The organism is Methylosinus sp. PW1 (assembly GCF_000745215.1).
GTDB lineage: Bacteria > Pseudomonadota > Alphaproteobacteria > Rhizobiales > Beijerinckiaceae > Methylosinus.
The window spans coordinates 1,740,223-1,763,454 of the sequence record NZ_JQNK01000009.1; the positions used below are offsets into that span (position 1 = coordinate 1,740,223).

General features: G+C 66.2%; 25 protein-coding genes. 18 read left to right on the forward strand and 7 right to left on the reverse strand.

Going from position 1 to position 23,232, the window contains the following annotated elements; genetic code table 11:
* Positions 1–56: 56 nt before the first annotated feature.
* A complete protein-coding gene (locus K369_RS17990; protein ID WP_036292986.1) occupies positions 57–623 on the reverse strand; it encodes an HPF/RaiA family ribosome-associated protein in 567 nt (188 codons plus the stop codon).
* A gap of 112 nt (positions 624–735) precedes the next feature.
* Between K369_RS17990 and K369_RS17995 the strand changes: the two genes are divergently transcribed.
* The 3 genes from K369_RS17995 to K369_RS18005 are packed head-to-tail and all read left to right on the forward strand — an operon-like array spanning position 736 to position 4,282.
* Positions 736–1,398, forward strand: coding sequence for a dienelactone hydrolase family protein (locus tag K369_RS17995; protein WP_036295709.1), 663 nt, complete (start codon positions 736–738; stop codon positions 1,396–1,398).
* Entirely contained in the window at positions 1,395–2,915 is a 1,521-nt protein-coding gene (locus K369_RS18000; RefSeq protein WP_084570719.1) for a ribose-phosphate pyrophosphokinase, read from the forward strand. Before K369_RS17995 ends, K369_RS18000 begins: the two co-directional genes overlap by 4 nt.
* Positions 2,912–4,282 (forward strand): nicotinate phosphoribosyltransferase, encoded by a 1,371-nt coding sequence (locus tag K369_RS18005; protein ID WP_036292989.1) that lies wholly within the window; start codon positions 2,912–2,914, stop codon positions 4,280–4,282. Before K369_RS18000 ends, K369_RS18005 begins: the two co-directional genes overlap by 4 nt.
* On the opposite strand, the gene K369_RS18010 is transcribed toward K369_RS18005, so the two are convergent.
* Positions 4,266–5,177, reverse strand: coding sequence for a hypothetical protein (locus K369_RS18010; RefSeq protein WP_245278234.1), 912 nt, complete (start codon positions 5,175–5,177; stop codon positions 4,266–4,268). The genes K369_RS18005 and K369_RS18010 overlap by 17 nt on opposite strands.
* Between K369_RS18010 and K369_RS18015 the strand changes: the two genes are divergently transcribed.
* Both K369_RS18015 and K369_RS18020 read left to right on the forward strand, forming a co-directional pair.
* On the forward strand, positions 5,178–5,918 hold the full coding sequence (locus tag K369_RS18015; protein WP_245278235.1) for a nicotinamidase: 741 nt from the start codon (positions 5,178–5,180) through the stop codon (positions 5,916–5,918).
* 3 nt (positions 5,919–5,921) lie between these two features.
* On the forward strand, positions 5,922–6,323 hold the full coding sequence (locus K369_RS18020; protein ID WP_018267618.1) for a DUF3775 domain-containing protein: 402 nt from the start codon (positions 5,922–5,924) through the stop codon (positions 6,321–6,323).
* A 2-nt stretch (positions 6,324–6,325) separates the two neighbouring features.
* Here K369_RS18020 and K369_RS18025 read toward each other — a convergent pair whose 3' ends face one another.
* Positions 6,326–7,276 carry an endonuclease/exonuclease/phosphatase family protein gene (locus tag K369_RS18025; protein ID WP_036292995.1) on the reverse strand — a complete coding sequence of 317 codons (951 nt, stop codon included), beginning with the start codon at positions 7,274–7,276 and terminating at the stop codon, positions 6,326–6,328.
* A gap of 64 nt (positions 7,277–7,340) precedes the next feature.
* Positions 7,341–7,862, reverse strand: a complete 522-nt coding sequence (locus K369_RS18030; protein ID WP_036295718.1) for an Hsp20/alpha crystallin family protein — start codon at positions 7,860–7,862, stop codon at positions 7,341–7,343.
* Positions 7,863–8,087: 225 nt separating this feature from the next.
* On the opposite strand from K369_RS18030, the gene K369_RS18035 reads away from it, so the two are divergent.
* A complete protein-coding gene (locus tag K369_RS18035; RefSeq protein WP_036295721.1) occupies positions 8,088–9,047 on the forward strand; it encodes a metallophosphoesterase in 960 nt (319 codons plus the stop codon).
* 183 nt (positions 9,048–9,230) lie between these two features.
* On the forward strand, positions 9,231–10,052 hold the full coding sequence (locus K369_RS18040; RefSeq protein WP_036292998.1) for a serine protease: 822 nt from the start codon (positions 9,231–9,233) through the stop codon (positions 10,050–10,052).
* Positions 10,053–10,061: 9 nt separating this feature from the next.
* On the opposite strand, the gene K369_RS18045 is transcribed toward K369_RS18040, so the two are convergent.
* Positions 10,062–10,889, reverse strand: a complete 828-nt coding sequence (locus tag K369_RS18045) for a c-type cytochrome (protein WP_036293000.1) — start codon at positions 10,887–10,889, stop codon at positions 10,062–10,064.
* Between the two features lie 151 nt (positions 10,890–11,040).
* Positions 11,041–11,559: a CDP-archaeol synthase gene (locus K369_RS18050; RefSeq protein WP_245278236.1), complete on the reverse strand. Its 519-nt coding sequence runs from the start codon at positions 11,557–11,559 to the stop codon at positions 11,041–11,043.
* Positions 11,560–11,725: 166 nt separating this feature from the next.
* Between K369_RS18050 and K369_RS18055 the strand changes: the two genes are divergently transcribed.
* From K369_RS18055 to K369_RS18070, 4 genes are all read left to right on the forward strand, one after another.
* Positions 11,726–11,926 carry a hypothetical protein gene (locus K369_RS18055; RefSeq protein ID WP_036293003.1) on the forward strand — a complete coding sequence of 67 codons (201 nt, stop codon included), beginning with the start codon at positions 11,726–11,728 and terminating at the stop codon, positions 11,924–11,926.
* A 97-nt stretch (positions 11,927–12,023) separates the two neighbouring features.
* Positions 12,024–13,550: an FAD-dependent oxidoreductase gene (locus K369_RS18060; protein ID WP_036293006.1), complete on the forward strand. Its 1,527-nt coding sequence runs from the start codon at positions 12,024–12,026 to the stop codon at positions 13,548–13,550.
* A 377-nt stretch (positions 13,551–13,927) separates the two neighbouring features.
* A complete protein-coding gene (locus K369_RS18065) occupies positions 13,928–14,338 on the forward strand; it encodes a MucR family transcriptional regulator (RefSeq protein WP_020493755.1) in 411 nt (136 codons plus the stop codon).
* Between the two features lie 228 nt (positions 14,339–14,566).
* Positions 14,567–15,151 (forward strand): L,D-transpeptidase, encoded by a 585-nt coding sequence (locus tag K369_RS18070; protein WP_174242360.1) that lies wholly within the window; start codon positions 14,567–14,569, stop codon positions 15,149–15,151.
* Positions 15,152–15,206: 55 nt separating this feature from the next.
* On the opposite strand, the gene K369_RS18075 is transcribed toward K369_RS18070, so the two are convergent.
* On the reverse strand, positions 15,207–15,584 hold the full coding sequence (locus K369_RS18075) for a gamma-butyrobetaine hydroxylase-like domain-containing protein (RefSeq protein WP_026599617.1): 378 nt from the start codon (positions 15,582–15,584) through the stop codon (positions 15,207–15,209).
* 140 nt (positions 15,585–15,724) lie between these two features.
* On the opposite strand from K369_RS18075, the gene moaA reads away from it, so the two are divergent.
* The 7 genes from moaA to K369_RS18110 all read left to right on the forward strand — a co-directional run bounded on the left by moaA (position 15,725) and on the right by K369_RS18110 (position 23,017).
* Positions 15,725–16,765: a GTP 3',8-cyclase MoaA gene (moaA, locus tag K369_RS18080; protein WP_036293017.1), complete on the forward strand. Its 1,041-nt coding sequence runs from the start codon at positions 15,725–15,727 to the stop codon at positions 16,763–16,765.
* Positions 16,762–17,529, forward strand: a complete 768-nt coding sequence (locus K369_RS18085; protein ID WP_036293020.1) for a transporter substrate-binding domain-containing protein — start codon at positions 16,762–16,764, stop codon at positions 17,527–17,529. Before moaA ends, K369_RS18085 begins: the two co-directional genes overlap by 4 nt.
* A gap of 65 nt (positions 17,530–17,594) precedes the next feature.
* Positions 17,595–18,470: an NAD(P)-dependent oxidoreductase gene (locus K369_RS18090; protein WP_018267604.1), complete on the forward strand. Its 876-nt coding sequence runs from the start codon at positions 17,595–17,597 to the stop codon at positions 18,468–18,470.
* Positions 18,471–18,644: 174 nt separating this feature from the next.
* A complete protein-coding gene (locus K369_RS18095; protein WP_018267602.1) occupies positions 18,645–18,875 on the forward strand; it encodes a hypothetical protein in 231 nt (76 codons plus the stop codon).
* 89 nt (positions 18,876–18,964) lie between these two features.
* Positions 18,965–19,810 (forward strand): DUF692 domain-containing protein, encoded by an 846-nt coding sequence (locus K369_RS18100; protein ID WP_036293023.1) that lies wholly within the window; start codon positions 18,965–18,967, stop codon positions 19,808–19,810.
* On the forward strand, positions 19,807–20,598 hold the full coding sequence (locus K369_RS18105; protein ID WP_036293026.1) for a DNA-binding domain-containing protein: 792 nt from the start codon (positions 19,807–19,809) through the stop codon (positions 20,596–20,598). The genes K369_RS18100 and K369_RS18105 overlap by 4 nt, the downstream gene beginning before the upstream one ends.
* Positions 20,599–20,689: 91 nt before the next feature.
* Entirely contained in the window at positions 20,690–23,017 is a 2,328-nt protein-coding gene (locus tag K369_RS18110) for an ATP-dependent helicase (protein ID WP_036293029.1), read from the forward strand.
* The last annotated feature ends 215 nt before the right edge of the window (positions 23,018–23,232 follow it).

Sequence of the window (23,232 nt, forward strand, 5' to 3'; positions counted from 1 at the left end):
CGCGGATGCGCGACGCCTTCGATATAGTCGGCCGCCGCCGCGATGCGAGGGCGCGCTCACGACGGCGCGCGCTCGCCGAGCGGCCGCACCGCGCTGGCCTGCGGGCCATCCTCCGCGTCTTCAGGCACATAGCGCACGCGATCGCCACGCTCGAGCGCATCGAAGCCCGCGCCTTCAACGCTATTGCGGTGAAAATAGAGTTCACGTCCATCCGCGCTTTCTAAGAATCCATAGCCATCCTCGCGCATCAGCCGGCGCACGACGCCGAGCGCGGGCTCGGCGTGCTGCTTCACATGTCCCTCGAGGCGCCGCACCTGATCCTGCAGGCGCCGGCGCGCGCGCTTGAAAGCGTCATTGAGCGCGAACTCGAAATCCTGATAGCGCTCGTCCTGCGGCGGCGTGCGCTCGACGATCGCCTCGCGCCCGTCTGGCAGAGCGAGGCGTATGTTGATCTCATATTGCCCGCCCGTGTGATGACGCGCGCTCGGCGCCTTGACCACGATGCGGCAAGCGGTGACGCGGCCGAAGCGCGTCTCCAGCTCATCGATCTGATGCGCGATGCGCGCCTGCGCCTGCGGCGAGGCCTCCATGCCCTGAAAGTCGATTTCCGGCGTCGTCTGCATGGCCGAGCCTCCGTTCTAGTGACGCGAATTTCGCCGCTCGCGCGAGCGGCGCGATAGATACATAGGGCGTGGCGAAGGATGTCTCGTCGCCGCTGGCGGAAGGATGCGCATCATGACGACGCCGATCGCCGAATTCGAGGTCGCCGTCGGGCCGCGCCGGCTCGGCGGCTCGCTCGCAGTTCCAGAAGCTGCGCAGGGCTCGATAATCTTCGCGCATGGCTCGGGCTCCTCGCGCTTCAGCCAGCACAATCGCTTCGTCGCGGCCGCGCTGCGCGAGCGGCGCCTCGCGACATTGCTGATGGATTTGCTGAGCGAGGAAGAAGCCGAGGACCGCCGCAATGTCTTCGACATTCCCTTGCTGGCCGGCCGCGTCGTCGAGGCGATCGATTGGGCAGCGGCCGAGCCTCTGCTCTGCGAGCTGCCGATCGGCCTCTTCGGCGCCAGCACGGGCGCGGCCGCGGCTCTCGTCGCGGCGGTAGAACGGCCGCAAAAGGTGAAAGCGATCGTCTCGCGCGGCGGACGTCCAGATCTCGCGAGCCATGCGCTCGAGCATGTGCGCGCGCCCACTTTGCTCATCGTCGGCGGACTCGATTTCGATGTTCTTAATCTCAATCGCATCGCGGCGAGACGCTTGCGCGACGCACGGCTCGACGTCGTGCTAGGCGCGACACATTTGTTCGAGGAGACTGGAACTCTGGAGCAGGTCGCCGCGCTGGCGGCGGAATGGCTGGCCGAGAAATTGGCGCCGCGCGATCGAAGCGAGAGGCTCGAATGACCACGCTGGCCGAGACGCAACCTCATCTGAAGCGTCTCTTCGAGCGCATCGATCTCGCGCCGCGGCCGATCGGCGTCGAGACGCGCCACGCGCTCGAGCATTGGCGCGCCTCGCGCCGCGGCGTCGCGCCGACCTTCGCCGATGTCGTCGCCGATCTGCGCCATGGCGGCTTCGCCTTTCGCGCGGTGCCGGATACCCGCGATTATGAGATCGTGATCGGCGCCAAGGCTGTGGCGCTGCTGCTCGGCGCCGTCGCGGAAGGCGCGCGCTTGAGCGAGGCGCCCAACCGTCGCGGCGCCGTGCGCCTGCGTCGTCTCTTCGATGAAGCCTTGCGCATCGGCGAGCCCGCGCTCGTGGAGTTCACGCTTGTCGAGAAGGGCCGCGACCGCGCCGGGGTCGAGCTGCTCGCGGCGCCGCTCGCGCTCGCCGATGGCGCGCTCGGCGCCGTGCTCGGCGCTTTGAACATTCAGCGCTATGAAGCGCCGGCGCCGGCGCGTGAGCCGCCGCCTCCGGCGACAGACGAGGCGATCGTGCTGTTCGCGCTCGGCTCCAGCCGCGCGCTCGGCGAGCGCGTTGCGCGCACGCTCGCGATCACGCTCTCGCCGCATGAGGAGCGCCGCTTCGAGGATGACGAGCGCAAGACGCGGCCGCTCGTCGGCGTGCGCGACAAGGATGTCTATGTCCTCTCGAGCCTCGAGGGCGAGACGGGCGACAGCGGCGCCGACAAGCTCTTGCGCCTTCTCTTCTTCATCGGCGCGCTGCGCGACGCCGGCGCCGCGCGCGTCACCGCCGTCACGCCCTATCTCTGCTATGCGCGCAAGGATCGCCGCACCAAGCCGCTCGACCCTGTGGCCACGCGCTATGTCGCGCAATTGCTGGAGGCGATCGGCGCCGATCGCATCGTCGCCATCGACGCGCATAATATCGCGGCGTTCCAGAACGCCTTTCGCATAGAGACGGTCGCGCTCGACGCGCAGGCGCTGTTCGCGCGCTATTTCGCGCATCGGCTCGGCGCCGAGCCTGCGGCGATCGTCTCGCCCGATCTCGGCGGCGAGAAGCGCGCCGAGCTGTTCCGCCAGCGCCTCGAGACCATCCTCGCGCATCCGGTCGCGAAGGGCTTCATGGACAAGCATCGCAGCATGGGCGAGATCGCCGGCGAGATTTTCGCCGGCGACGTGGCGGGCCGCGCGGTCGTCATTCTCGACGATCTCATCAGCAGCGGCGGCACGATGGCGCGCGCCGCGCGCGCCTGCCGGGCCAATGGCGCGACGCGCATCTTCCTCGCCGCGACACATGGACTCTTCGCGCGCGACGCCGAGAACGCGCTGCGCGAAGCGCCGATCGAGGAGATCGTCGTCACCGACACGGTCGCGCTGAACGAAGCTGTCGCGCAACGCTTGCGCGGGCGCCTGGTGACGCTCGGCGTCGCGCCGCTGCTCGCCGAGGCGATCACGCGTCTCCATAGCGGCGGCTCCATAGACGAATTGCTCGACACTGGTCCGAAAGGCGCCCCATGACCGCAAATGCTCTCTTCGTCGATCTCTATGAGATCGCCATGCTCCGCGCCTATTTCGAGCTCGGCATGGCGGAACGCCGCGCCACATTCGGCCTCTTCGTCCGACGCCTGCCGCCGGCGCGCAATTTCCTGCTCGCCTGCGGCCTCGCCGATGTGCTGAGAGAGCTGCAGGAGCTGCGCTTTTCGGAAGACGATTTGCGCTATCTCTCCTCGCTCGGCTTTGGGCGCGAGTTTCTCGACTGGCTCGCGCGATTTCGCTTCACCGGCGACATTCGCGCGCTGCCGGAGGGCACGCCCTTCTTCGCCAATGAGCCCATTCTCGAAGTGACGGCGCCGATCGGCGAGGCGCAGATCGTCGAGACGCTGATCCTCAATCAGATCGGCCTGCAGACGATGCTCGCCTCCAAGGCGGCGCGCGTGGTCTTCGCCGCGCGCGGACGCGCCATCGTCGATTTCGGCGCGCGCCGCGCGCAAGGCTTCGACGCGGCGGTGAAAGGCGCGCGCGCTTTTCATATCGCCGGCGTCGCCGCCACCTCCGATCTCGCCGCGGGCAGAGCGCATGACATCGCCGTTGCCGGAACCATGGCGCACAGCTTCATCGAGGCATGCCCTTCGGAGGCCGCCGCCTTCGAGGCCTATGCGCGCATCTTTCCCGGCGCGACGCTGCTGGTCGACACCTTTGATACGCTGGAAGGCGTGCGCAGAGTCGTCGCGCTGGCGCAGGAAATGGGCGCCGATTTCGACGTGCATGCGATAAGGCTCGACTCCGGCGACCTCGATGCGCTGTCGCGGCAGGCGCGGCGCATATTGGACGAAGGCGGGCTCACGCGCGTCGAGATCGTCGCGAGCGGCGGACTCGACGAAACGCTCATCGACAAGCTCGCCGCCTCGCATGCGCCGATCGACGCATTCGGCGTCGGCACGGAAATGGCGGCGTCCACCGACGCGCCGGCGCTCGATATCGCCTATAAGCTCGAGGAATTCGCCGGCGAGGGGCGCATGAAGCTGTCGCCCGGCAAGCGCAATCTGCCGGGCCGCAAGCAGATCTTCCGCCAATTCCACGATGGCGTCGCGCTGCGCGACGTCATCGCGCGCGAGGACGAACGCTACTCCGGCGTTCCATTGCTCGAGCCGGTGATGCGCGACGGCGAGCTGGTGAAGCCGCATCCGAGCCTTGCCGACATTCGCGAGCATGCGCGCGCGGCGATGGCGGCGCTGCCGTCCGACGCCCGCGGCCTTTCGCCCTGCGCCAATCCCTATCCGGTGACGATCAGCGTGAGCCTCGCCGAATTTGAGCGCGAGGTGGAGGCGTCTCTCACGCGCAAGGCCCCCCGCGCGAGACAGCCGCATCTCACCCGATGCGCGTGAGGCGCTCACGCGCGAGCGCGAGATAGCGGCGCGCGAGCGGCTCCCATTTGTCCTTGTGACGCGGCGCGGGATCGAGCAGATGAGCGAGCGAGAGGCGAACGCGCAGCAGCGCACGGCAAGCGCCGTAGAGCGCGAAGAGCGCGGGCGGCGGCGGAGCCGGCAGACGCAGCGCCGTGGCCTCGACAATGGCCGCGCCGATCTGCGGCGCGCCGAGCAGAGCGCATTCGAGATCGAGAAAGGCCAGCTCGTCGAAAGGATCGACCTGCCGCAATTCTTCATTGAACTCGAGACAATCGAAAATCGCCAGCGGCTCGCAAAAGCAGATGTGCTCGGGCCGCAGATCGCCGTGTCCATCGACGATGCGCCCTTCGCGCACGCGCGCCTCCAGCGCCGGCGCCTGCTCCGCCAGCAGGCGATCGACGCGATCGAGCAGAGAGATGGCGTCGCAATGATCGAGCGCGAAATCGCGCAGCGTGACGATGCGTCGATTTTCCGCCTGCTCGCGCGAGAAGCGCGCGACATAATCCGACGCGGAAATCGTCGAGCGTTCAGCGCCGGCGTAGAAGATCGCGAGGCGCGTTGCGAGCGCCTCGATCCGATGCGTGTCGACGGCGCCGCTCACGAGCAGACGATCGAGCATCAGCTCGGCCGGCAGGCGCTTCATCTCGACCAGCCAATCGACGGTCTCGCCTGCGCCGCCGATCGACAATCGTCCATCGGCGAGCGTGACCGGAACCACATCGAGATAGACATTCGGCGCGAGACGACGATTGAGCCGAAGCTCTGCGCGACAATCGGCCTCACGCGCGCGCGGCGTCGAAAAATCCAGGAAGGCGAAGCGCACGGGCTTCTTCAATTTATAGACGCGGTCTCCCGCGAGGAACAGGCGAGACATATGTGTCTCTACGACATCGACGCCGACGGGCGCGCGCGCGAGCTGGCGCTGCAGCTCCTGGGCGAGGCGATCGGATGGCGCTCGGTCTTGCGGCGAGGACATGAGGCGGCTTCATTGGAGGGGGTCGCGATGATGCGAAAGAAGATAGGGCTGCGCTCGACCGACGCTCTGCTGATCGTCGATCTTCAGCTCGACTTTTTTTCTGGCGGCAAGCTCGCTGTTCCGAAGGCCGAGGAGATTCTCCCGGTCGTCAATGAGGTCATCGACGAGGCGCGCCGCTCCGGAACGCAGATCATCGTCTCGCGCGACTGGCATCCGCCCGACCATGTGAGCTTTGCCGCGCAGGGCGGCGAATGGCCGCAGCATTGCGTGCGCGGCACCAGAGGCGCGGAGTTTCACCCTGAGCTGCGCCTGCCGCCGGGCGCTTTTTTCGTCTCCAAGGCCAAGCGTGCGGAGCGCGAGCAATATTCCGATTTCGACGGCACCAGCCTCGCGGAGGAGCTGCGCCGGCGCGCCATAGATCGCATTTTCATCGTGGGGCTCGCCGAAGATTTCTGCGTGAAATGCAGCGCCATCGACGCCGCGCGTCTCGGCTTCGAGACTCATGTGCTGCGCGAAGCCACGCGGCCGGTGACGCGCGAGGGCGGCGAGAAGGCGCGCGCGGAAATGCGCGCCGCCGGCGTGACCGTGATCGAGCCGTCCCGCGCCCCATATGACGTCGATCACATCGCGAGGACGTGAGCCATGCCGGAAATCAATACCGATAAAGTCTGCTTCGTCATCGTCAAGGCGCGCGAGCTGGAGGCCGAGGACGAAGGCATGCGGCCCGACGCCTCCAATCCTTCCGACGACAAATTCGTGAGCGTGCTGACGGAGGAGGGATGGTCGCCCAATCGGCGCGAGCTCGTCGAGTTCATCGAGGCGATGGACGATGACGAGCAGGCGGAGCTGGTCGCGCTCGTCTGGGTCGGACGCGGCGATTTCACCGCCGATGATTGGGATTCCGCCGTCATTCAGGCGAAGGAACGACGCAAAGGGCCGACCTCGAAATATCTGCTCGGCATTCCGCTGCTGGCGAGCTATCTGGAGGCGGGGCTCGACGAATTCGACGAGAGCTGCGAAGGCTTCGAGGACGATCGGCAATAGTCTCAAAGACGAAAGCGTGCGACGAGCGGCGCGTGGAGCGAGCCGAGAATCGGATCTTGCGCCGTCGCCTCGTCGGCGAGGCCTTCATTCGATATCACGACCTCCTCGCATCGCGCCGCGAGTGCGGGCGACGCCAATATCTGATCGATGAGCGTCTTGCGGCCGGCGTGAATCACGGTGAAGCGCGCGCGCTCCTCTATGCGCAGCGCGAGCGGCGCGAGACTGCGCGGCCCGGCCGCGGCTTCCTCCGCGCCCCAGAGAATGCGCGCGGGCGCATCATAGGCGTCGCAGTTGAGATCGCCGCAGACGGCGATGAGCGGCGCAGTCTCCACATCGAAAATGCGATCGACGAAGAGCCGCGCCTCGAGCGCCTGGCCCTCGCGCTTTTGCGCGGCGAGCCATTGGCCTTCCGCGAAGGCGCGGCTCGATTTGCGATCGGCCTCGCCCGGCAGCGGCACGGCGCGCGGCGCGCGCAAATGCAAATTCAGCACATGCAGCGCCGCCCCATCGGGGAGATCGACGCGAGCATAGAGAATGGGCCGCTCGAACAGAATGTCGATCGGCTGCGGGACGCTCGTCTCCGCCGGCGGAGTCCAGCGCCAGGGCGCGATGATGTCGTGATAGAGCTGGCGATGCTCGACGACGGGCCAGCGCGAGAGCAGCGCGAGATTGTGAATATCGGCGGGCGCGTCGCCGCCCGGACGCGAGGTCGTCGCGCGGAAGAAATTCGCATAGCCGCCGCCTTCGACGAGACGATCGAGCGCGATGAAGCGGCGCGGCGCATGCGCGGCCTCGCGCTGCGCATCGACTTCCTGAAGGCAGAGAATATCGGCGTCGATCGCCGCGAGTTGCGGACGCAGCACGGCGAGGCGCCGATCGAATTCGTCCTGCGCCGATGGCGACCAGTCCAAATTCTCTATGTTGAAGGTCGCGAGGCGAAAATGGCCCGCCATTCGTCGAAAATCCGTCTCGCGCCCTCTCCCGCGCGCGGCGGGAGAGGGAGATTGCCGTCGCCGCTCACGCGGCCTTTATATCGATATTCTTCTCGGATTTCTGCGCCTGCGCCGATTTGGGCAGATGCACGGTCAGCACGCCTTTGGCGAAGGTCGCGTCGATCTTGTCGGACTCGACATTCTCCGGCACGCGAAAGGCGCGGCGGAAGGAGCCATAGCGACGCTCGGAGAGGAAATAGCCCTTGTCCTTCTCCTCGCGCTGCTCCTTCTTCTCGCCGCTGATGATGAGCGAGCCATTGGAGAGCTTCACCTCGACATTCTTCTCGTCTATGCCGGGAAGCTCCGCGGTGATCTGATATTCCTTGTCCTTCTCGACGAGATCGACCGCGGGCGTCGCCGCCCAGCCGATGCCGAAGCGGCCGAAAGGCTCGAGATCGGGCGTCGCGCCCTTTTGGAAGGGCGCATCCTCGAACAAGCGATCGATCTGCCGCCGCAACGTCTCGAGAGGATGCCAGTCGAACAATCCAGAGTTCGGCAGCGTCTCCTTCGATTCTCTCACGGGAACTCTCGTCTGCGCTTCCGCCATTTCCGCCTCCTCTTTCAAATGGACGATCGGCGTGACGCGCGCGCCGGCGCGACTCGCACGACGCCTGTGACGTAGGAGCGCCGCGCGAAAAGACAATCGGCGCATTGCGTCGGCGGAGCGCGGATAGGATGAGAAGCGATCGAAAGCGAAGGCTTTCGCTGCGGGGCGACGCCATAGGCAAATTGTCGCGGCCGGTTATATTGCTCTTGAATGGAGCGCTGCGACATGTCCGACGAGCCGACGCCGACCGAGGACGACATCATGCGCGCGCTGGAGGCGCGGCTCGGACGGCTGCATGCGCGCCAGAGGCTCGGCATAGAGCGTGACCATGAGGCGCAGATCTTCGGCCAGGGCCTCAATTTCTTTCACCCCGAGAATCTCGCCGCCTCGCCGCTGCTGATCCGCGCCGCGCTCACTGCCGTCGGGCTCTACCGCCGCGGTCTCGCCAATGCGGAGAAGCTTCGGCTACGCGAGAATGAGATCGTCAGCGCGCGGCTGCCGCGCGCCTTCGACGGCTTCGCCATTCTCCATTTGAGCGATCTGCATGTCGATATGTGTCCGGGCGCGATGGCGCGGCTGCGCGCGATGGTCGCCGATCTCGCCTATGATCTCTGCGTGCTCACCGGCGATTATCGCGGCGCGACGCACGGGTCCCACACGGCGGCGCTGGAGGGCATGGCGGAGCTGCGCGCGACTTTGCGCGCGCCGATCCTCGCCGTGCTCGGCAATCACGACACCATATTGATGACGCCGGGCCTCGAGCAAATGGGAATGCGCGTTCTGCTCAATGAATGCGAGACATTCGTCCGCGACGGCGCGCGCATTCATGTCGCCGGCGTCGATGACGCGCATTATTTTCGCGTCGACAATATCGCCAAGGCCGGCGAGGCGATACCGCAAGGCGAATTCTCGCTGCTGCTCTCGCATACGCCGGAGATTTTCCGTCAGGCGGCGCATGCGGGCTTCGATATTCTGCTCGCCGGCCATACGCATGGCGGGCAGATCTGCCTGCCGGGCGGCGTCGCGCTCACGCTCGACTCCGTGCTGCCGCGCGCCTATGGCGCCGGCGCTTGGCGATATCACGACATGCAAGGCTATACGTCGGTCGGCGCCGGCTCTTCCGTGCTGCCGGTGCGCTTCAATTGTCCGCCAGAGATCACCTTGCATCGGCTGCGGGCCGCCTGAGCGGCGAAGTCGCCCGCGCATCTGGTCGAGCTTCGCCTCACCCGCTAGAGTGTTTTCGAGCGAAGTGGGAACCGGTTCGCGTGAAGAAAACACGCCGGAACGAGGAAATCTAGAGTCGTTCCGGTTCAATCTGAACCGGAACGACTCTAGAATATGACGGAGGCGTGAAGGAAAGGACGCGGGATGAGAGGCGTCATACGGGTTGCGGGCGCAGGTCTTTCTGGCTTCTCGACGACGGTCGTCGCGGCCCTGCTGCTCGCGGCCAGCGCCGCCGCGGCCTTGGCGGCGCTCTATCCGCGGGAGGCGCGGCGCTTCATGGCGGAGGAGGATTTTCGCCGCTATCCGGGCGCCGGCGTGCTGACGTGCCGCACGGAGGAGGGCGTGCCGGAACGCGCCGCCGCCGCCTGGCTGATCGGCGACCGCGGCCTCGTCGTGCTCAATGCGCATAATTTCGTCGATCGCAAGCTGCGGCCGACGCATCCCATAGACGATTGCGCTTTCTCCATCGGCGAGAAAGAATACGCCTTCGACATCGACAGCCTTCGCTTCGGCTTCGCCCGCGACGCCAAATCGCTGAACATCACCGATGATTGGGCGCTGGTGCGCCTGCGCGATCCGGTGGACGCCGATATAGCGCCGCAGCCGATCCCCGACGCTCCGGCGCTGCCGACCGGCGTCGAGACTCTGCGCGTGGTGATGGTGTCGCCGGCCGGCCACTCCAATTTCCGCCGCGCGACCAGCATAGAGGAATGCCAGATTCGCCAGATCGACGCGCCGACGGAGGCAGGAATTCGCCGCGCGCGGCATGATTGCAACGACGGCTATGGCGGCTCGGGCTCGGGGATTTTCAGCGACGATGGGCGGCTCATCGCCATGCACAGCGCCTCGCTGGACATGAATTCGCGCCGAGATTTCGACATGGAGCGCCATTTCGGCATGGCGCTGTTGTTCGAGGGCGAATTGCTGGACGCTATTCGCGCCAATCTTCGGGCGGACGCGCGCTAGAGCGGCGCATCACTGCCCCGCGCGGGGCGGAATCGTGCGCAGCCAGAGGATGAGCGCATCGAGATCGCGCGGCGTCATCTTCGAGAAATGCGCCTTGGAGAGATTGGCCATGGTCGGCTTGAGCGGCTTGCCGTCGCGGCCGACGCCGGCGACGATCGCGGCCTTGATCTCCGCGTCGCTCCAGGCGCCGATCCCGGCCGTCGGATGCTGGGTGATATTGGCGCCGACCGCCGTTCCCGCCGGCGTGCGGAACAGCTTGCCGCCGGCGCCGAGCTTCTCCTTATGATCGAGCGCGCCATTGGTCTCGCCGCTGTGGCATTCCATGCAGCGCGCCAGAGTCGCGACATAGAAGCCGCGCCGCAGCGGATCGTCGAGCGCGCTCTCCTCGAAAGGCGCCTCGGCGCCGGGAAAGGTCCCGGCCTTCTGCTCGCCGTCGCGGCGCTGCGCGGGCCGCGCGGCCTCCACCGGCGCAGCCGTGCGCAGAAAGGCGATGACCGCCTCGAGATCGCGCGCGGTCAATATGCGATAATATTCCGACGGCATGGCCGGCGCGAGACGCCCCTGCGGCCCGACGCCGGCGATTATCGCCGCCGTCAGCCGCCCATCGCTCCAGGAGCCGATTCCGGCCGCGGCGTCGGAAGAAATATTCGGGCCGCGCACGCTGTAATTTTCGCCATTGAAAGTCTGCGAGCCGCCGGAAAAGCGCTTGTCGAGCCGATAGCCGTCGGGGCCGCGCGGCGTATGGCAATTGTCGCAGGCGGTCAGCGCCTCGACGAGATAACGGCCGCGATCGATATCGGCGGCGGCGGCCGGGGCGGCGAGGCAGAGCGGCAGCAAGGCGCGACACGCCAGAGAACGCGCCCATGCGAGAGCAGAAGCAGAGAGCACAGCCTATCCGTTAGCTCGAGAATGCCGCGCCAACATAGGCGGCGGCGAGGCTCGCTTCATTTCAAAAAAGTCTCGATCGCGCGGGCGATTTGTCCCGTCGTCAGAACGGCCGCTCGCGGACGCGCAGATCGAACATGAGCCGCGAGAGCGCCTGCGAGCCGAAAAAGAACAGGCCGGTGACGATGACGATCTCCCCTGCCCCGAGGCGCGCCGGGGCGGCCATGGCGAGCAGCGGGAGCAGCGCCTCGGGAATTTGGTCGAGCCCCGGCGCGCGGCTGCTGGACGCGAGGCCGAGCCGGCGCTTGACGAAGCTCGAGAAAAGATCGCCCGCCATCGCGAAAGCGCCGAGCAATGCGCCGATATGGGCGGGAAAGCCGACCAGCGGCGCGCAGCAGGCGGCGGCGAGCACGGCGAGAAGAAGACCGCGCCAGGTCTTGGCGGGGCCGAGCAGCGGCCGCCCGTCGAAGAAGCGGGCGCCGCCGTCCACGGGGCGGGCGAAGACGTCGCCGAGCAGCCTTTTGCCGAGCACCGGCGCGCCATTGGCGACGATCAGCAGAAGCAGCAAGCGGAGAATCAGGGCGCCATCCATCCCATCCTCGCCATGTCCCATGCTCGCCATGTCCCATCCTCGCGGAACGCGCCAGGGCTCATGGCTCCCTCGGCAATATAGCGGAGGCGGACGCGGCGTCATGCGGCCAAATATTCGACTAATCTTGTTGACTTATGGACTTGCGCTCCTAGCATTCACGCTACAGGATTCGCTCAGAAGGCTCTCGAGGACGCCCATGCCGAGCAATGTCGATTTCGTCTTCGTCGATCAGATCGCCGTCGGGCTTTTGGTGACCGAGGGCGAATGCAAGAGATTTTGCGGCGCCTCAGGGGCTCTGGCCGCGCTCGAGGGCGCCGTATTCGCTGATCTCGAGGAGGCTGAGCGGATCGTCGCGCGGCATTTGCGCAGCCGCGGCGAGCACGGCTGCGCCAGGTAGGTTTCGCGCGGCGCATCCTTGTCGGAGCAAGAGCGCCTCTCTACATGAGCTGCGATATCCCGCCGCGCGGGAGAGCCTATAGTCTCCGAGGCCGGTCATGGGCGAGGGCGCAGCAGCGGCCGATGGCCCCGATTTCTCGCTCGGCGTCAACGTCGCCAATATTGCCGACGGCGCCATTCTCTCCGGCCGCGTCGGCGCCGCGCCGGCGCTGCTGATCCGCCGCGGCGATGAATTCTCCATCATCGGCTCCGCCTGCACCCATTATCAGGGTCCGCTCGGCGAGGGGCTGGTCGTCGCCGACACGATCCGCTGCCCCTGGCATCACGCCTGCTTCAGCCTGCGCGACGGACGGGCGCTGCGGGCGCCGGCGCTCGACCCCATTCCATGCTGGCGCGCGGAAAGACGCGGCGATCTCCTCTTCGCCATGGAGACGATCGATCCCCAGGCGCCAGAGCGCGCGGCGCCGCCGACGCTCGGACGCGTCGTCATCATCGGCGGCGGAGCGGCCGGGCTCGCCGCCGCCCATGAGCTGCGCGAGGAGGGCTATTCCGGTTCGCTGGTCATGGTCAGCGCCGACGCCGCCGCCCCCTATGACCGCCCCAATCTGTCAAAGGATTATCTCGCCGGCTCGGCGCCGGAAGACTGGCTGCCGCTGCGCCCGCGCGCTTATTACGAGGAGCGGCGCATCGAGCTGCTGTTGGCGACACGCGTGCGCGCGATCGACCCCAGGGCGCGGCTGGTCTCACTCGAGCATGGCGAGCCGCTACGCTATGACGCGCTGCTGCTGGCGACCGGCGCCGAGCCGGTGCGCCTGACAATTCCCGGCGCCGGGCTGCCGCATGTGCATTATCTGCGCAGCCTCGCCGACAGCCGCGCGCTCATCGCCGCGGCGGCGCGCGCCTCGCGCGTCGCGGTGATCGGGGCGAGCTTCATCGGCCTCGAGGCCGCCGCGGCGCTGCGCGAGCGCGGGCTCGAGGTCCATGTCGTGGCGCCGGATGCGACGCCCATGCAGAAGACGCTGGGCGAGGACATAGGCCGGCTGGTGCGCGCGACGCATGAGGCGCATGGCGTCGTCTTTCATCTTTGCGAGAGCGTCGTCGCCATCGGCGAGGATCATGTCGCTCTGGCGAGCGGCGCGCGCGTTCCGGCGGATCCCGTCGTCGTCGGCGTCGGCGTGCGCCCGCTCACGACGCTCGCCGAGGAGGCCGGCCTCGCCGTCGATCACGGCGTCCTCGTCGACGAATATCTCGAAACCAGCGCTCCGAACGTCTTCGCCGCCGGCGATATCGCGCGCTGGCCGGATCGCCGCAGCGGCGAGCGGATCAGAATCGAGCATTTCGTCACCGCCGAGCGCCAAGGGCAGACGGCGGCGCGCAATATTCTCGGCGCGAAGGAGCCCTTCGAGGCCCCGCCCTTCTTCTGGAGCCGCCATTACGACATGACCATCGCCTATGTCGGGCACGCCGGCGCCTGGGATCGCGTCGAGATCGTCGGCGACCTCGAGAAGAGGGATTGCATCGTGACCTATTTCTCGCGGGATCACAGAATGGCGATAGCGACGATCGGCCGCGATCTGGACAATCTACGCGTGGAAGCCGAGCTGGAAGCGTCGACTGGCGGTTGAGCGAGCATAGTCTGCACGCGGATGACGCATTCGACTTCGATTCGAGATATGCGCTCGGCCCATTCTTCTACCGAGCCATGGCCGGTTCTTTCTGGGACGCGCCCACAGCCTGGCCGAGCAAGTCAAACGGCGACGGCGACGGCCGCTCGATTTTCGAGCGTAGTTCTACGTAGCAGTCGCGACAAATATTTATGCCCAGATTTAGTGACGCTTGGTTAGGAATTAGTTGCGACGGGTAGAGCATTGATGTATACCCGCAAATGTCTTTGCGGTCGAAACGGCGCTGACTTGCCCGCCCCGAGCTTGCCGGGCTTTCCCCGTCGACCGCGCCGTGTCAGGACTTCCGGCGCCGAAACGAGAAAGTGAAGAGTGAAGATATGACATCGACGAACAACATCGAACTCGCGGCCGACATCGTTTCCGCCTATGTGAGCAATAATTCGGTTCCCGCCGGCGATCTTCCGGGCCTCATCAATGAAGTCTATGGCGCGCTGATGCGGGTCGGCTCCGGCGTCGTCGTCGAGCCGGCGGAAGCGCCCAAGCCCGCCATTTCGGTGCGCAAGTCGGTGACGAACGACTTCATCATCTGCCTGGAAGACGGCAAGAAGTTCAAGTCTCTCAAGCGCCATCTGCGCACGCAATACGGTCTCTCGCCGGAAGAATATCGCGAGAAGTGGGGTCTTGCGGCCGATTATCCGATGGTCGCTCCGAATTACGCCAAGGCGCGCTCCACCCTCGCCAAGCAGATGGGCCTCGGCCAGCAGCGTCGCCGCCGCGGCGGCCGCTGATCCCGAACGACTGATGAAGGCGCGCCGCGAGTTCGGCGCGCCCATAGGTTGCAGGCCGCGCCGCAGCCGCTTCGTCAAATCGTATTTTTTAAATTCTTTCCGCCCGCTTTCGCCTAGAGCGAGGGTGTGCGAGGAAACGACGCCGGACCCGCGTCCGGCTCGCAACACGGCCGCTCCGGCGGCCGTGGCCGCTCGATTGTTGTCACTAGAGGCGAATGGGGGAAGCTCATGCGGCGTATCGCAGTTGCTCTGTGCATTTCATTCATGGGTTGCTCGGCCGGGTCTGCGTACGAAACAGGGGGCTTGGCCGGATTGTTCGATTTGAGTCCGCGTGGACAGCAGCAGCCGGCCGACGGCCGGCCGCAGGCGACCGCAGTCGCCCGCGAGATCGTGTCCTACCCCGGCGGCTATTCGCCCGGCACCATCGTCGTCTCGACCAATGAGCGGCGGCTCTATTATGTGCTCGGCAATAATCAGGCGATCCGCTATGGCGTCGGCGTCGGACGGCCGGGCTTCGAATGGACCGGCACGCGCGTCGTCTCCAGCAAGCGCGAATGGCCGGATTGGACGCCGCCCGCGCAAATGCTGCGCCGCCGCCCCGATCTGCCGCGCCATATGCAGGGCGGCCTCACCAATCCGCTCGGCGCGCGGGCCATGTATCTCGGCGGCTCGCTCTACCGCATCCACGGCTCCAACGAGCCCGAGACCATCGGCCAGGCCGTCTCCTCCGGCTGCATCCGCATGACAAATGAGGATGTCGTCGACCTCTATGAGCGCGTGCGCGTCGGCGCGCGAGTCATCGTCACCCGCTGATCTCCAAATCCGTAAGATCGCGCGCCGAGCGCCCGAAAGGGTTCGGCGCGCTTTTTTATCGCTCGCCCGGACGGTCCCGATCCAGGCCCTTTTCCGCGAGCTCCTGCTCATAGGCGGCGAAATCCGCCGCGCCGCCGGCGCCGAGCTCATGGAGATAGCCCCAAGTGTAGATGCCGGTGTTGTGGAGATCGTCGAAATCCAGCCGCACGGCGTAATGGCCGACCGGCGCGACGCCGATTATGGCGACATTGCGCTTGCCGCCCACGGTCTTGCGCTCCTCCGGCGAATGGCCCTGCACCTCGGCCGAGGGGCTGCGCACTCGCAAATGCTCGGCCGAAAGATCATAGCTCGCCCCATTCTCGAAGCTCACTTTGAGCTTCCGCCCCTCTTCCATCAGGCGTATTTCGCTCGGCCAAATATCCGCGTCGGCCATGGTCTTCTCCCGATCGTCTGGTCGGCCGCCCGCCCCGCCGCATCGATACCTTGGGGCTTCACGCGCGGCCATTCCGTCAATATATAGGAACCTCCCTTGGAGCCTATACGCAGGACGGGACGCCGCAAACGGTCGACTATATGAATCCGCATCCGAAAATCGCCTATGATCCGACGGCCCCCGCGCCGCTCGTCGACCCGTTCGGACGGGCCGTCTCCTACTTGCGCGTATCGGTGACGGATCGTTGCGATTTCCGCTGCGTCTACTGCATGTCCGAGCACATGCAATTTTTGCCCCGCCGCGACCTGCTGACGCTGGAGGAATTGGACCGGCTCTGCACGGCCTTCATCGAGCGGGGGACGCGCAAGCTGCGCATCACCGGCGGCGAGCCCTTGATGCGCCGCGACATTCTCTCGCTGTTCGAGCGTCTCTCGCGCCATCTGCTCTCCGGCCGGCTGGAGGAGCTGACGCTCACCACCAATGGCTCGCAGCTCGAGCGCTTCGCGCAGGCGCTGGTAGATTGCGGCGTCAAGCGCGTCAATGTCTCGCTCGACACGCTGGATCGGGAGCGTTTCCGACAATTGACGCGCACCGGCGACCATGAGCGCGTTCTCGCCGGCGTCGACGCCGCGCTCCGCGCCGGCCTCGAGGTGAAGCTCAACGCCGTGGCGCTGAAAGGCGTCAATGAGGACGAGTTCGTCGCGCTGACGCGATTCGCCCATGAGCGCGGCATGGACATGACCTTCATCGAGGTGATGCCGCTCGGCGAGATCGACGGCGGCGAGCGCGTCGACCAATACATCCCGCTGACTTTGGTCCGCGAGCGTCTGGCCGAGCGCTTCACGCTCACGGAGATCGACTATCGCAGCGGCGGCCCGGCCCGCTACATGCGCGTCGCCGAGACCGGCGGGCGCGTCGGCTTCATCACGCCGCTCTCGCATAATTTCTGCGAATCCTGCAATCGCGTGCGCGTCACCTGCACCGGCACGCTGTTCATGTGCCTCGGCCAGGAGGACGCCGCCGATCTGCGCGCGCCGCTGCGCGCCGATCCGACCGACGCCTCGCTCAACGCCGCCATAGACGAGGCGATCGCGCGCAAGCCCAAGGGCCATGATTTCATCATCGACCGCTCGACGCGCGCGCCGGCCGTGGCGCGGCATATGAGCACGACCGGGGGATGATCCGGCGCCTCGTCGCCGCCGCGGCGGCCATCGCCCTTCTCCTGTGCCCGGCCGCCGCCGAGCCGCGCCATTTGCGCGTCGCCAGCGAAGGCGCGCGGCCGCCCTTCAACTATCTCGACGCCAATAATCAGCTCGCCGGATTCGAGATCGATCTGACGCGCGAGATCTGTCGCCGCATAGAGGCCGATTGCGTCTTCGTCACGCAGGAGTGGGAGAGCCTCGTCCTCGGGCTCGAGAACCGTCAATATGATCTTGTCGTCTCCGCCATGGAGATCAATGAGGAGCGGCTGCGCAGAATCGACTTCTCCAAGCCCTACGCCCATACGCCCTCGGCGCTGATCGCGCAGCGGCAATCGGCGCTCGTGAGCGCCGACCCGAAAGCGCTGCAGGGCGCCCGCATCGGCGTCGTCGCGGATGGGCCGCAGCAGGCCTATGCGGAGGACAAGCTCAAGGAGAGCGAGGTGCAGCGCTATGCGACGCTCGAGGCCGCCATGCTGGACCTCGCCGAGGGGCGCGTGGACGTCGTCGCGGAGGAAAAGCTCGCGGCCATGGATTTTCTGCGCGAGCGCAAGGAAGGGCGCTGCTGCCGCATCATCGCCGATCTGCCGCAGGACGCGGCCTATTTCGGCGGCGGCTTCGGCTATGGCCTGCGCAAGGGCGCCACGGAGCTGAAGAGCGCGATAGACGCCGCGCTCGACGCGATCGTCGCCGATGGAACCTATCGCGCGATCCGCAGCAAATATTTCGATTTCGACATACGCTGAGCGGATGCAGGCGGGCCTGAGGCTTGCTTCCCCGCTCTCGCATCTCACCCGCAGAGGACCGACAAATGACCGAGCTGACCGTCGCCTTCATCGGATTGGGCGTGATGGGCTATCCCATGGCCGGCCATCTCGTCACGCGCGGCGGGCGCAAGGTCGTCGTCTATAATCGCACGGCGGAGAAAGCCGAGCGCTTCGCCGCGCAATTTTCCGCGCGGACGGCGCCGACGCCCCGCCTCGCCGCCGAGGGCGCGGATTTCGTCTTCTCCTGCGTCGGCAATGACGATGATCTACGCCAGGTGACGATCGGCGAGGACGGCGCCTTTCGCGCGCTGAAGGCCGGCGCGGTCTTCGTCGACCACACCACCGCCTCGGCGGAGGTCGCGCGCGAGCTCTATTCTCACGCCAAAAAGGGCGGCTTCGGCTTTCTCGACGCGCCGATCTCCGGCGGCCAGTCCGGCGCCGAGAATGGCGCGCTCACGGTGATGTGCGGCGGCGACGCGGAGGATTTCGCCCGCGTCGAGCCCGTGCTCGCCGCCTATGCGCGCGCCAGCCGGCTGATGGGGCCGTCCGGCGCCGGGCAGCTCACCAAAATGGTCAATCAGATCTGCATCGCCGGCCTCGTCCAGGGCCTCGCCGAAGCGCTGGATTTCGCCAGCCGCGCCGGGCTGGACGGAGCGGCGGTCGTCGATCTCATCAAGAATGGCGCGGCGCAATCCTGGCAGATGGAGAATCGCCACAAGACCATGCTCGCCGGCGAATATGATTTCGGCTTCGCGGTCGAATGGATGCGCAAGGACCTCGGCATCTGCTTCGCCGAGGCCCGCCGCAATGGCGCCAGCCTGCCGGTCGCCGCGCTGGTCGATCAATTCTACGCCGAGGTGGAGAATATGGGAGGCCGACGCTGGGATACGTCGAGCCTGATGGCGCGGCTGCGCAGATAGGGCGCAGCCGGCGAGAATGAAAAGCGCGAGCGCGGCCGCCAACCGGAGGCGGATGCGCGAATCGGAGCGCGCTTTCAAATCCTTCGGCGAGTGTTATGGTCGCGCCGGACCTGGGGAGGTCCAGGTCACGCTCTCTCGCCCTCCGGGACTCGAGAGCGAGGATGGGAGAAAAAAATGAAAGCCAAGATCGTTTCGGGCTCGACCATCGCCGCAGCGGCGATCGCTCTGGCGCTCGCGGGCGGCGTTTCGACGCAGGCTTCCGCCAAGCATTCCAAACACGTCTGCAATATGGAAAAAGGCCAGTGCGGCGGCAAGACGAAGTGCATGACCAAAAAGGGCGTCTGCAAGCACCACAAGGGGCATAAGGCCTCCTGTAGCGCCAAGGGTTCCTGCGCCGGCCGTTGAGCCGATCGAAGCCGTCGATCGCGCGCCATGCGGGGCGCGATCGATTCTCGCGGCGGGGGCGGCGCGAAAGAGCATTTGGAGCGCGAGAGATGAGCAGACCCGCCCCATTGGGACACGGCCTCGGACTGCGGCCGATCTATTACGATGAAATTCTCTCGACGCGCCCCGCCGTCGACTGGTTCGAGATCATCTCGGAAAACTACATGATCGGCGGCGGCCGGCCGACCGCCATGCTGGAGCGCGTGCGCGCCGATTATCCGATCGTCATGCATGGCGTCGCAATGTCGCTCGCCTCCACCGATCCGCTAGATTTCGATTATCTGCGCGAGCTGAAAGCGCTGGCCGAGCGCGTGGAGCCGGCCTTTGTCTCCGACCATCTCGCCTGGACCGGCGTGCATGGCGTGACGCTGCACGATCTCCTGCCGATTCCCTATACGGAGGAAGCGCTCGCCCATGTCGCCGAGCGGGTGATGCGCGTGCAGGATTTTCTCGGCCGGCGGCTCGTCGTCGAGAACGCCTCCACCTATGTCGCCTTTCGCGAATCCGAGATGAGCGAATGGGCCTTCGTCAATGAGCTGGCGCGGCGCGCCGACTGCCTGCTGCTGCTCGACGTCAACAATGTCTTCGTCTCGAGCTTCAATCACGGCTTCGACGCCAATGCGTTCATCGACGCCATAGACCCGGATCGCGTGGCGCAATTCCATATGGCCGGCCATACCGACAATGGCACGCATCGCATCGACACGCATGACCAGCCGGTCTGCGACGAGGTGTGGGCGCTCTATGAGCGCGCGCGGCGGCGCTTCGGCGCGGTCTCCACCATGATCGAGCGCGACGATAATTTCCCGCCCTTCGACGAATTGCTCGCAGAGCTCGGCCATATGCGCGAGATCGCCGCGCGCATAGACGCCGAAAGCGCAAGGAGCGCCGCATGAGGCTCGCCGAGCTGCAGGCCCTGTTCCAGGCCGGCGTGCTGGCCGGCGCCGAGGATGGCGCGCGCATTCTCGAATCGGTGAAGAATTCGCGCCAAGCCGACCGCACCACGCTTTTCGGCGTCTATGTGAACGCCTATCGCGCGAGGCTCGCCGAATTTCTGGCGGCGGATTTCCCCGCCGTTCGCGCGCTGATCGGCGAAACGGCCTTCGACGCGCTCGCCGACGCCTATATCGGCGCGCAGCCCTCGCGCGAGCGCAACGCGCGCTGGTACACGACGCGCTTTCCCGACTTCCTGCGCGAGCAGGACGAATGGCGCGACAATGCGCGGGCGATCGACCTCGCTCTGCTCGAGCGCGCGCTCACCGATGCTTTCGACGCGCCCGACGCCGAGCCGCTGGCGATCGCCGAGCTCGCCGCCTTCGCGCCCGAGCAATGGCCGCGCCTCTCCTTCGCCTTTCATCCGAGCCTCATCGTGCTGGAGCTGGAGGAAGGGACGATCGCGACGCATGAGGCGGCGATGGAGCAGCAGGACCTGCCGCCGCGCGGCGAGGGCCACGGCCATGTCGCGATCTGGCGCGCCGATCTCGACTCCGTCCATTGCGAATTGGAGGCGGACGAGGCCATGGCGCTGTCGCTGGCGATGGAAGGCCACGCTTTCGGCGACATCTGCCAAATGGCCGCCTTCCGCGATCACGCCGACGCCTCGCCCGAGCGCCTGGCGCAAATGCTCACCGGCTGGTTCCAGGAAGGGCTGGTGGTGGCTGCAAAGGTGGACGAAGAGGGCTGACGCGATCTCCACATTCGGGGGCATATCGAGAATCGGACGGTGATTCGCCATCCGTTCTCCTATATTCTCCCCGCTTCGAAGGAGAATCGCCTTGTCACGCCAAGCGCCGCCGGAAGACTTCACGCCGCTCGAAGGAGGCGTCGCCGCGCGCGCCGCTGCGCTCGCCGGCCGCGGGCGCTTTCTCGAGGCGCTGAACCCCGAGCAGCGCGCCGCCGTCGAGACCATCGACGGCCCGCTGCTGGTTCTCGCCGGCGCCGGCACCGGCAAGACGCGCGTGCTGACGACGCGCATCGCGCATATTCTCGCCAGCGGGCGGGCGCGGCCTTGGGAAATCCTCGCCGTCACCTTCACCAACAAGGCCGCGCGCGAGATGCGCGAGCGTATCGAGAGCTTGGCCGGCCCCGGCGCCGAGGCGCTGCAATGGCTCGGCACGTTTCACGCGATCAGCGCGAAAATCCTGCGCCGCCACGCCGAGCTGGCGGGGCTGAAGTCGAACTTCACCATTCTCGACACCGACGATCAGATCCGCCTGATGAAGCAGGTGCTGCAGGCCGAGAACATAGACGACAAGCGCTGGCCGCCGCGCGCGCTGGCGCATCAGATCGACGCATGGAAGAACCGCGGCCTCTCGCCGGATCACGTCCCTGTCGGCGAGGCGCAGAGCTTCGGCGACGGCAAGGGCAAGAAGCTCTACGCGCTCTATCAGGAGCGCCTGAAGGTGCTGAACGCCGTCGATTTCGGCGATCTTCTGCTCGAGACATTGCGGCTCTTCCGCGAGAACGCCGATGTGCTCGACGACTATCGGCAGCGCTTCAAATATATTCTCGTCGACGAATATCAGGACACCAACACCGCGCAATATCTCTGGCTGCGCCTCATCGCGCAGGGGCGGCACAATGTCTGCTGCGTCGGCGACGACGATCAGAGCGTGTACGGCTGGCGCGGCGCCGAGGTCGAAAATATTCTGCGCTTCGAGAAGGATTTTCCCGGCGCGAAAATCGTGCGCCTCGAGCGCAATTATCGCTCCACCGGGCATATTCTCGCGGCGGCCTCGCATCTCATCGCGCGCAATGAGGGACGGCTCGGCAAGACGCTGTTCACCGAAGGCGCCGATGGCGAGAAGCCCAGCGTCACCGGCGTGTGGGACAGCGAGGAGGAAGCGCGCGCGATCGGCGAAGATATCGAGCAATTGCAGCGCAAGGGACATGATCTCGAGGAGATCGCCATTCTCGTGCGCGCGTCTTTCCAGATGCGCGAGTTCGAGGAGCGCTTCATCACGCTCGGCCTGCCCTATCGCGTGATCGGCGGCCCGCGATTCTACGAGCGGCTGGAGATACGCGACGCGCTCGCCTATCTGCGCTGCGTCGCGCAGCCTTTCGACGATCTCGCCTTCGAACGCATCGTCAACACGCCCAAGCGCGGATTGGGCGACGCCACGCTGCAGGTGCTGCACGAATATTCACGCCGCGAGAGCACGCCGCTGATGCAGGCTGCGCGCGTCATCGTCGAGACGGAGGAGCTGAAGCCCAAGCCGCGCGCGACATTGCGCGCGCTGATCGCCGATTTCGATCGCTGGCGCAGCCTCATCGAGACCATGCCGCAGAACGAGCTCGCCGAGACGGTGCTGGACGAATCCGGCTACACGCAAATGTGGCGCGACGACAAGACGCCCGAGGCCGCCGGCCGGCTCGAGAATTTGAAGGAGCTGGTGCGCGCCATGGAGGAATTCCCCGATCTTTCGGGCTTCCTCGAGCATGTGTCGCTGGTGATGGAGACGGATGAGGCCGCCGATCAGCGACGCGTGTCGATCATGACGCTGCATGGCGCCAAAGGGCTCGAGTTCGAGACCGTCTATCTCCCCGGCTGGGAGGAAGGGCTGTTTCCGCATCAGCGCTCGCTGGACGACAATGGCCGCGCCGGATTGGAGGAGGAGCGCCGTCTCGCCTATGTGGGAATTACGCGCGCCAAGCGACGGCTGAAAATTTTCTTCGCGACAAATCGGCGCATTCATGGCCTGTGGCAGACCACTCTGCCCTCGCGTTTTCTCGATGATCTGCCGGCCGCCAATGTCGAGGTGAGAGAAGCCTCGGGCGGCTCGCAATATGGCTCCTACGGCGTGTCGCGCTTCGCCAATATGGATAGCTATGGCTCGAGCTATTCGACGCCGGGCTGGAAGCGCGCGCAGGCCTCGCGCGAGAGCGGCGCGAGCAAGCCCGCATCGCGCCGCGCGCCGCCGACGATAGAAGGCGAGGTGCTGGCGAAATCCTCCACGAGCGCGCGCTTCACGATCGGCGTGCGCGTGTTTCACCAGAAGTTCGGGCCGGGCACAGTGGTCAATGTCGAAGGCGCCAAGCTGCAGGTCGATTTCGACAAGGCCGGACGCAAGATGGTGCTGGAGAGCTTTGTCCAGCGCGGATAATCACGCAGGCTAGGCGCGCCGTCCACAAGGCGCCGGGCGTTTACAATTTATTACCGGGCCGTATATGATCGCCGCATTGCGTCAACAGAAAGCGGATTGATCATGATGTTTGTCGAGCCGCCGCTCGTGAAGAGCGCCTGACCATCCGACGCGAAGCCGTATCGACACCTCCTCGTCCTATGACGTGCGAGAACGTCGTCGTGTTTCGTCGCGCC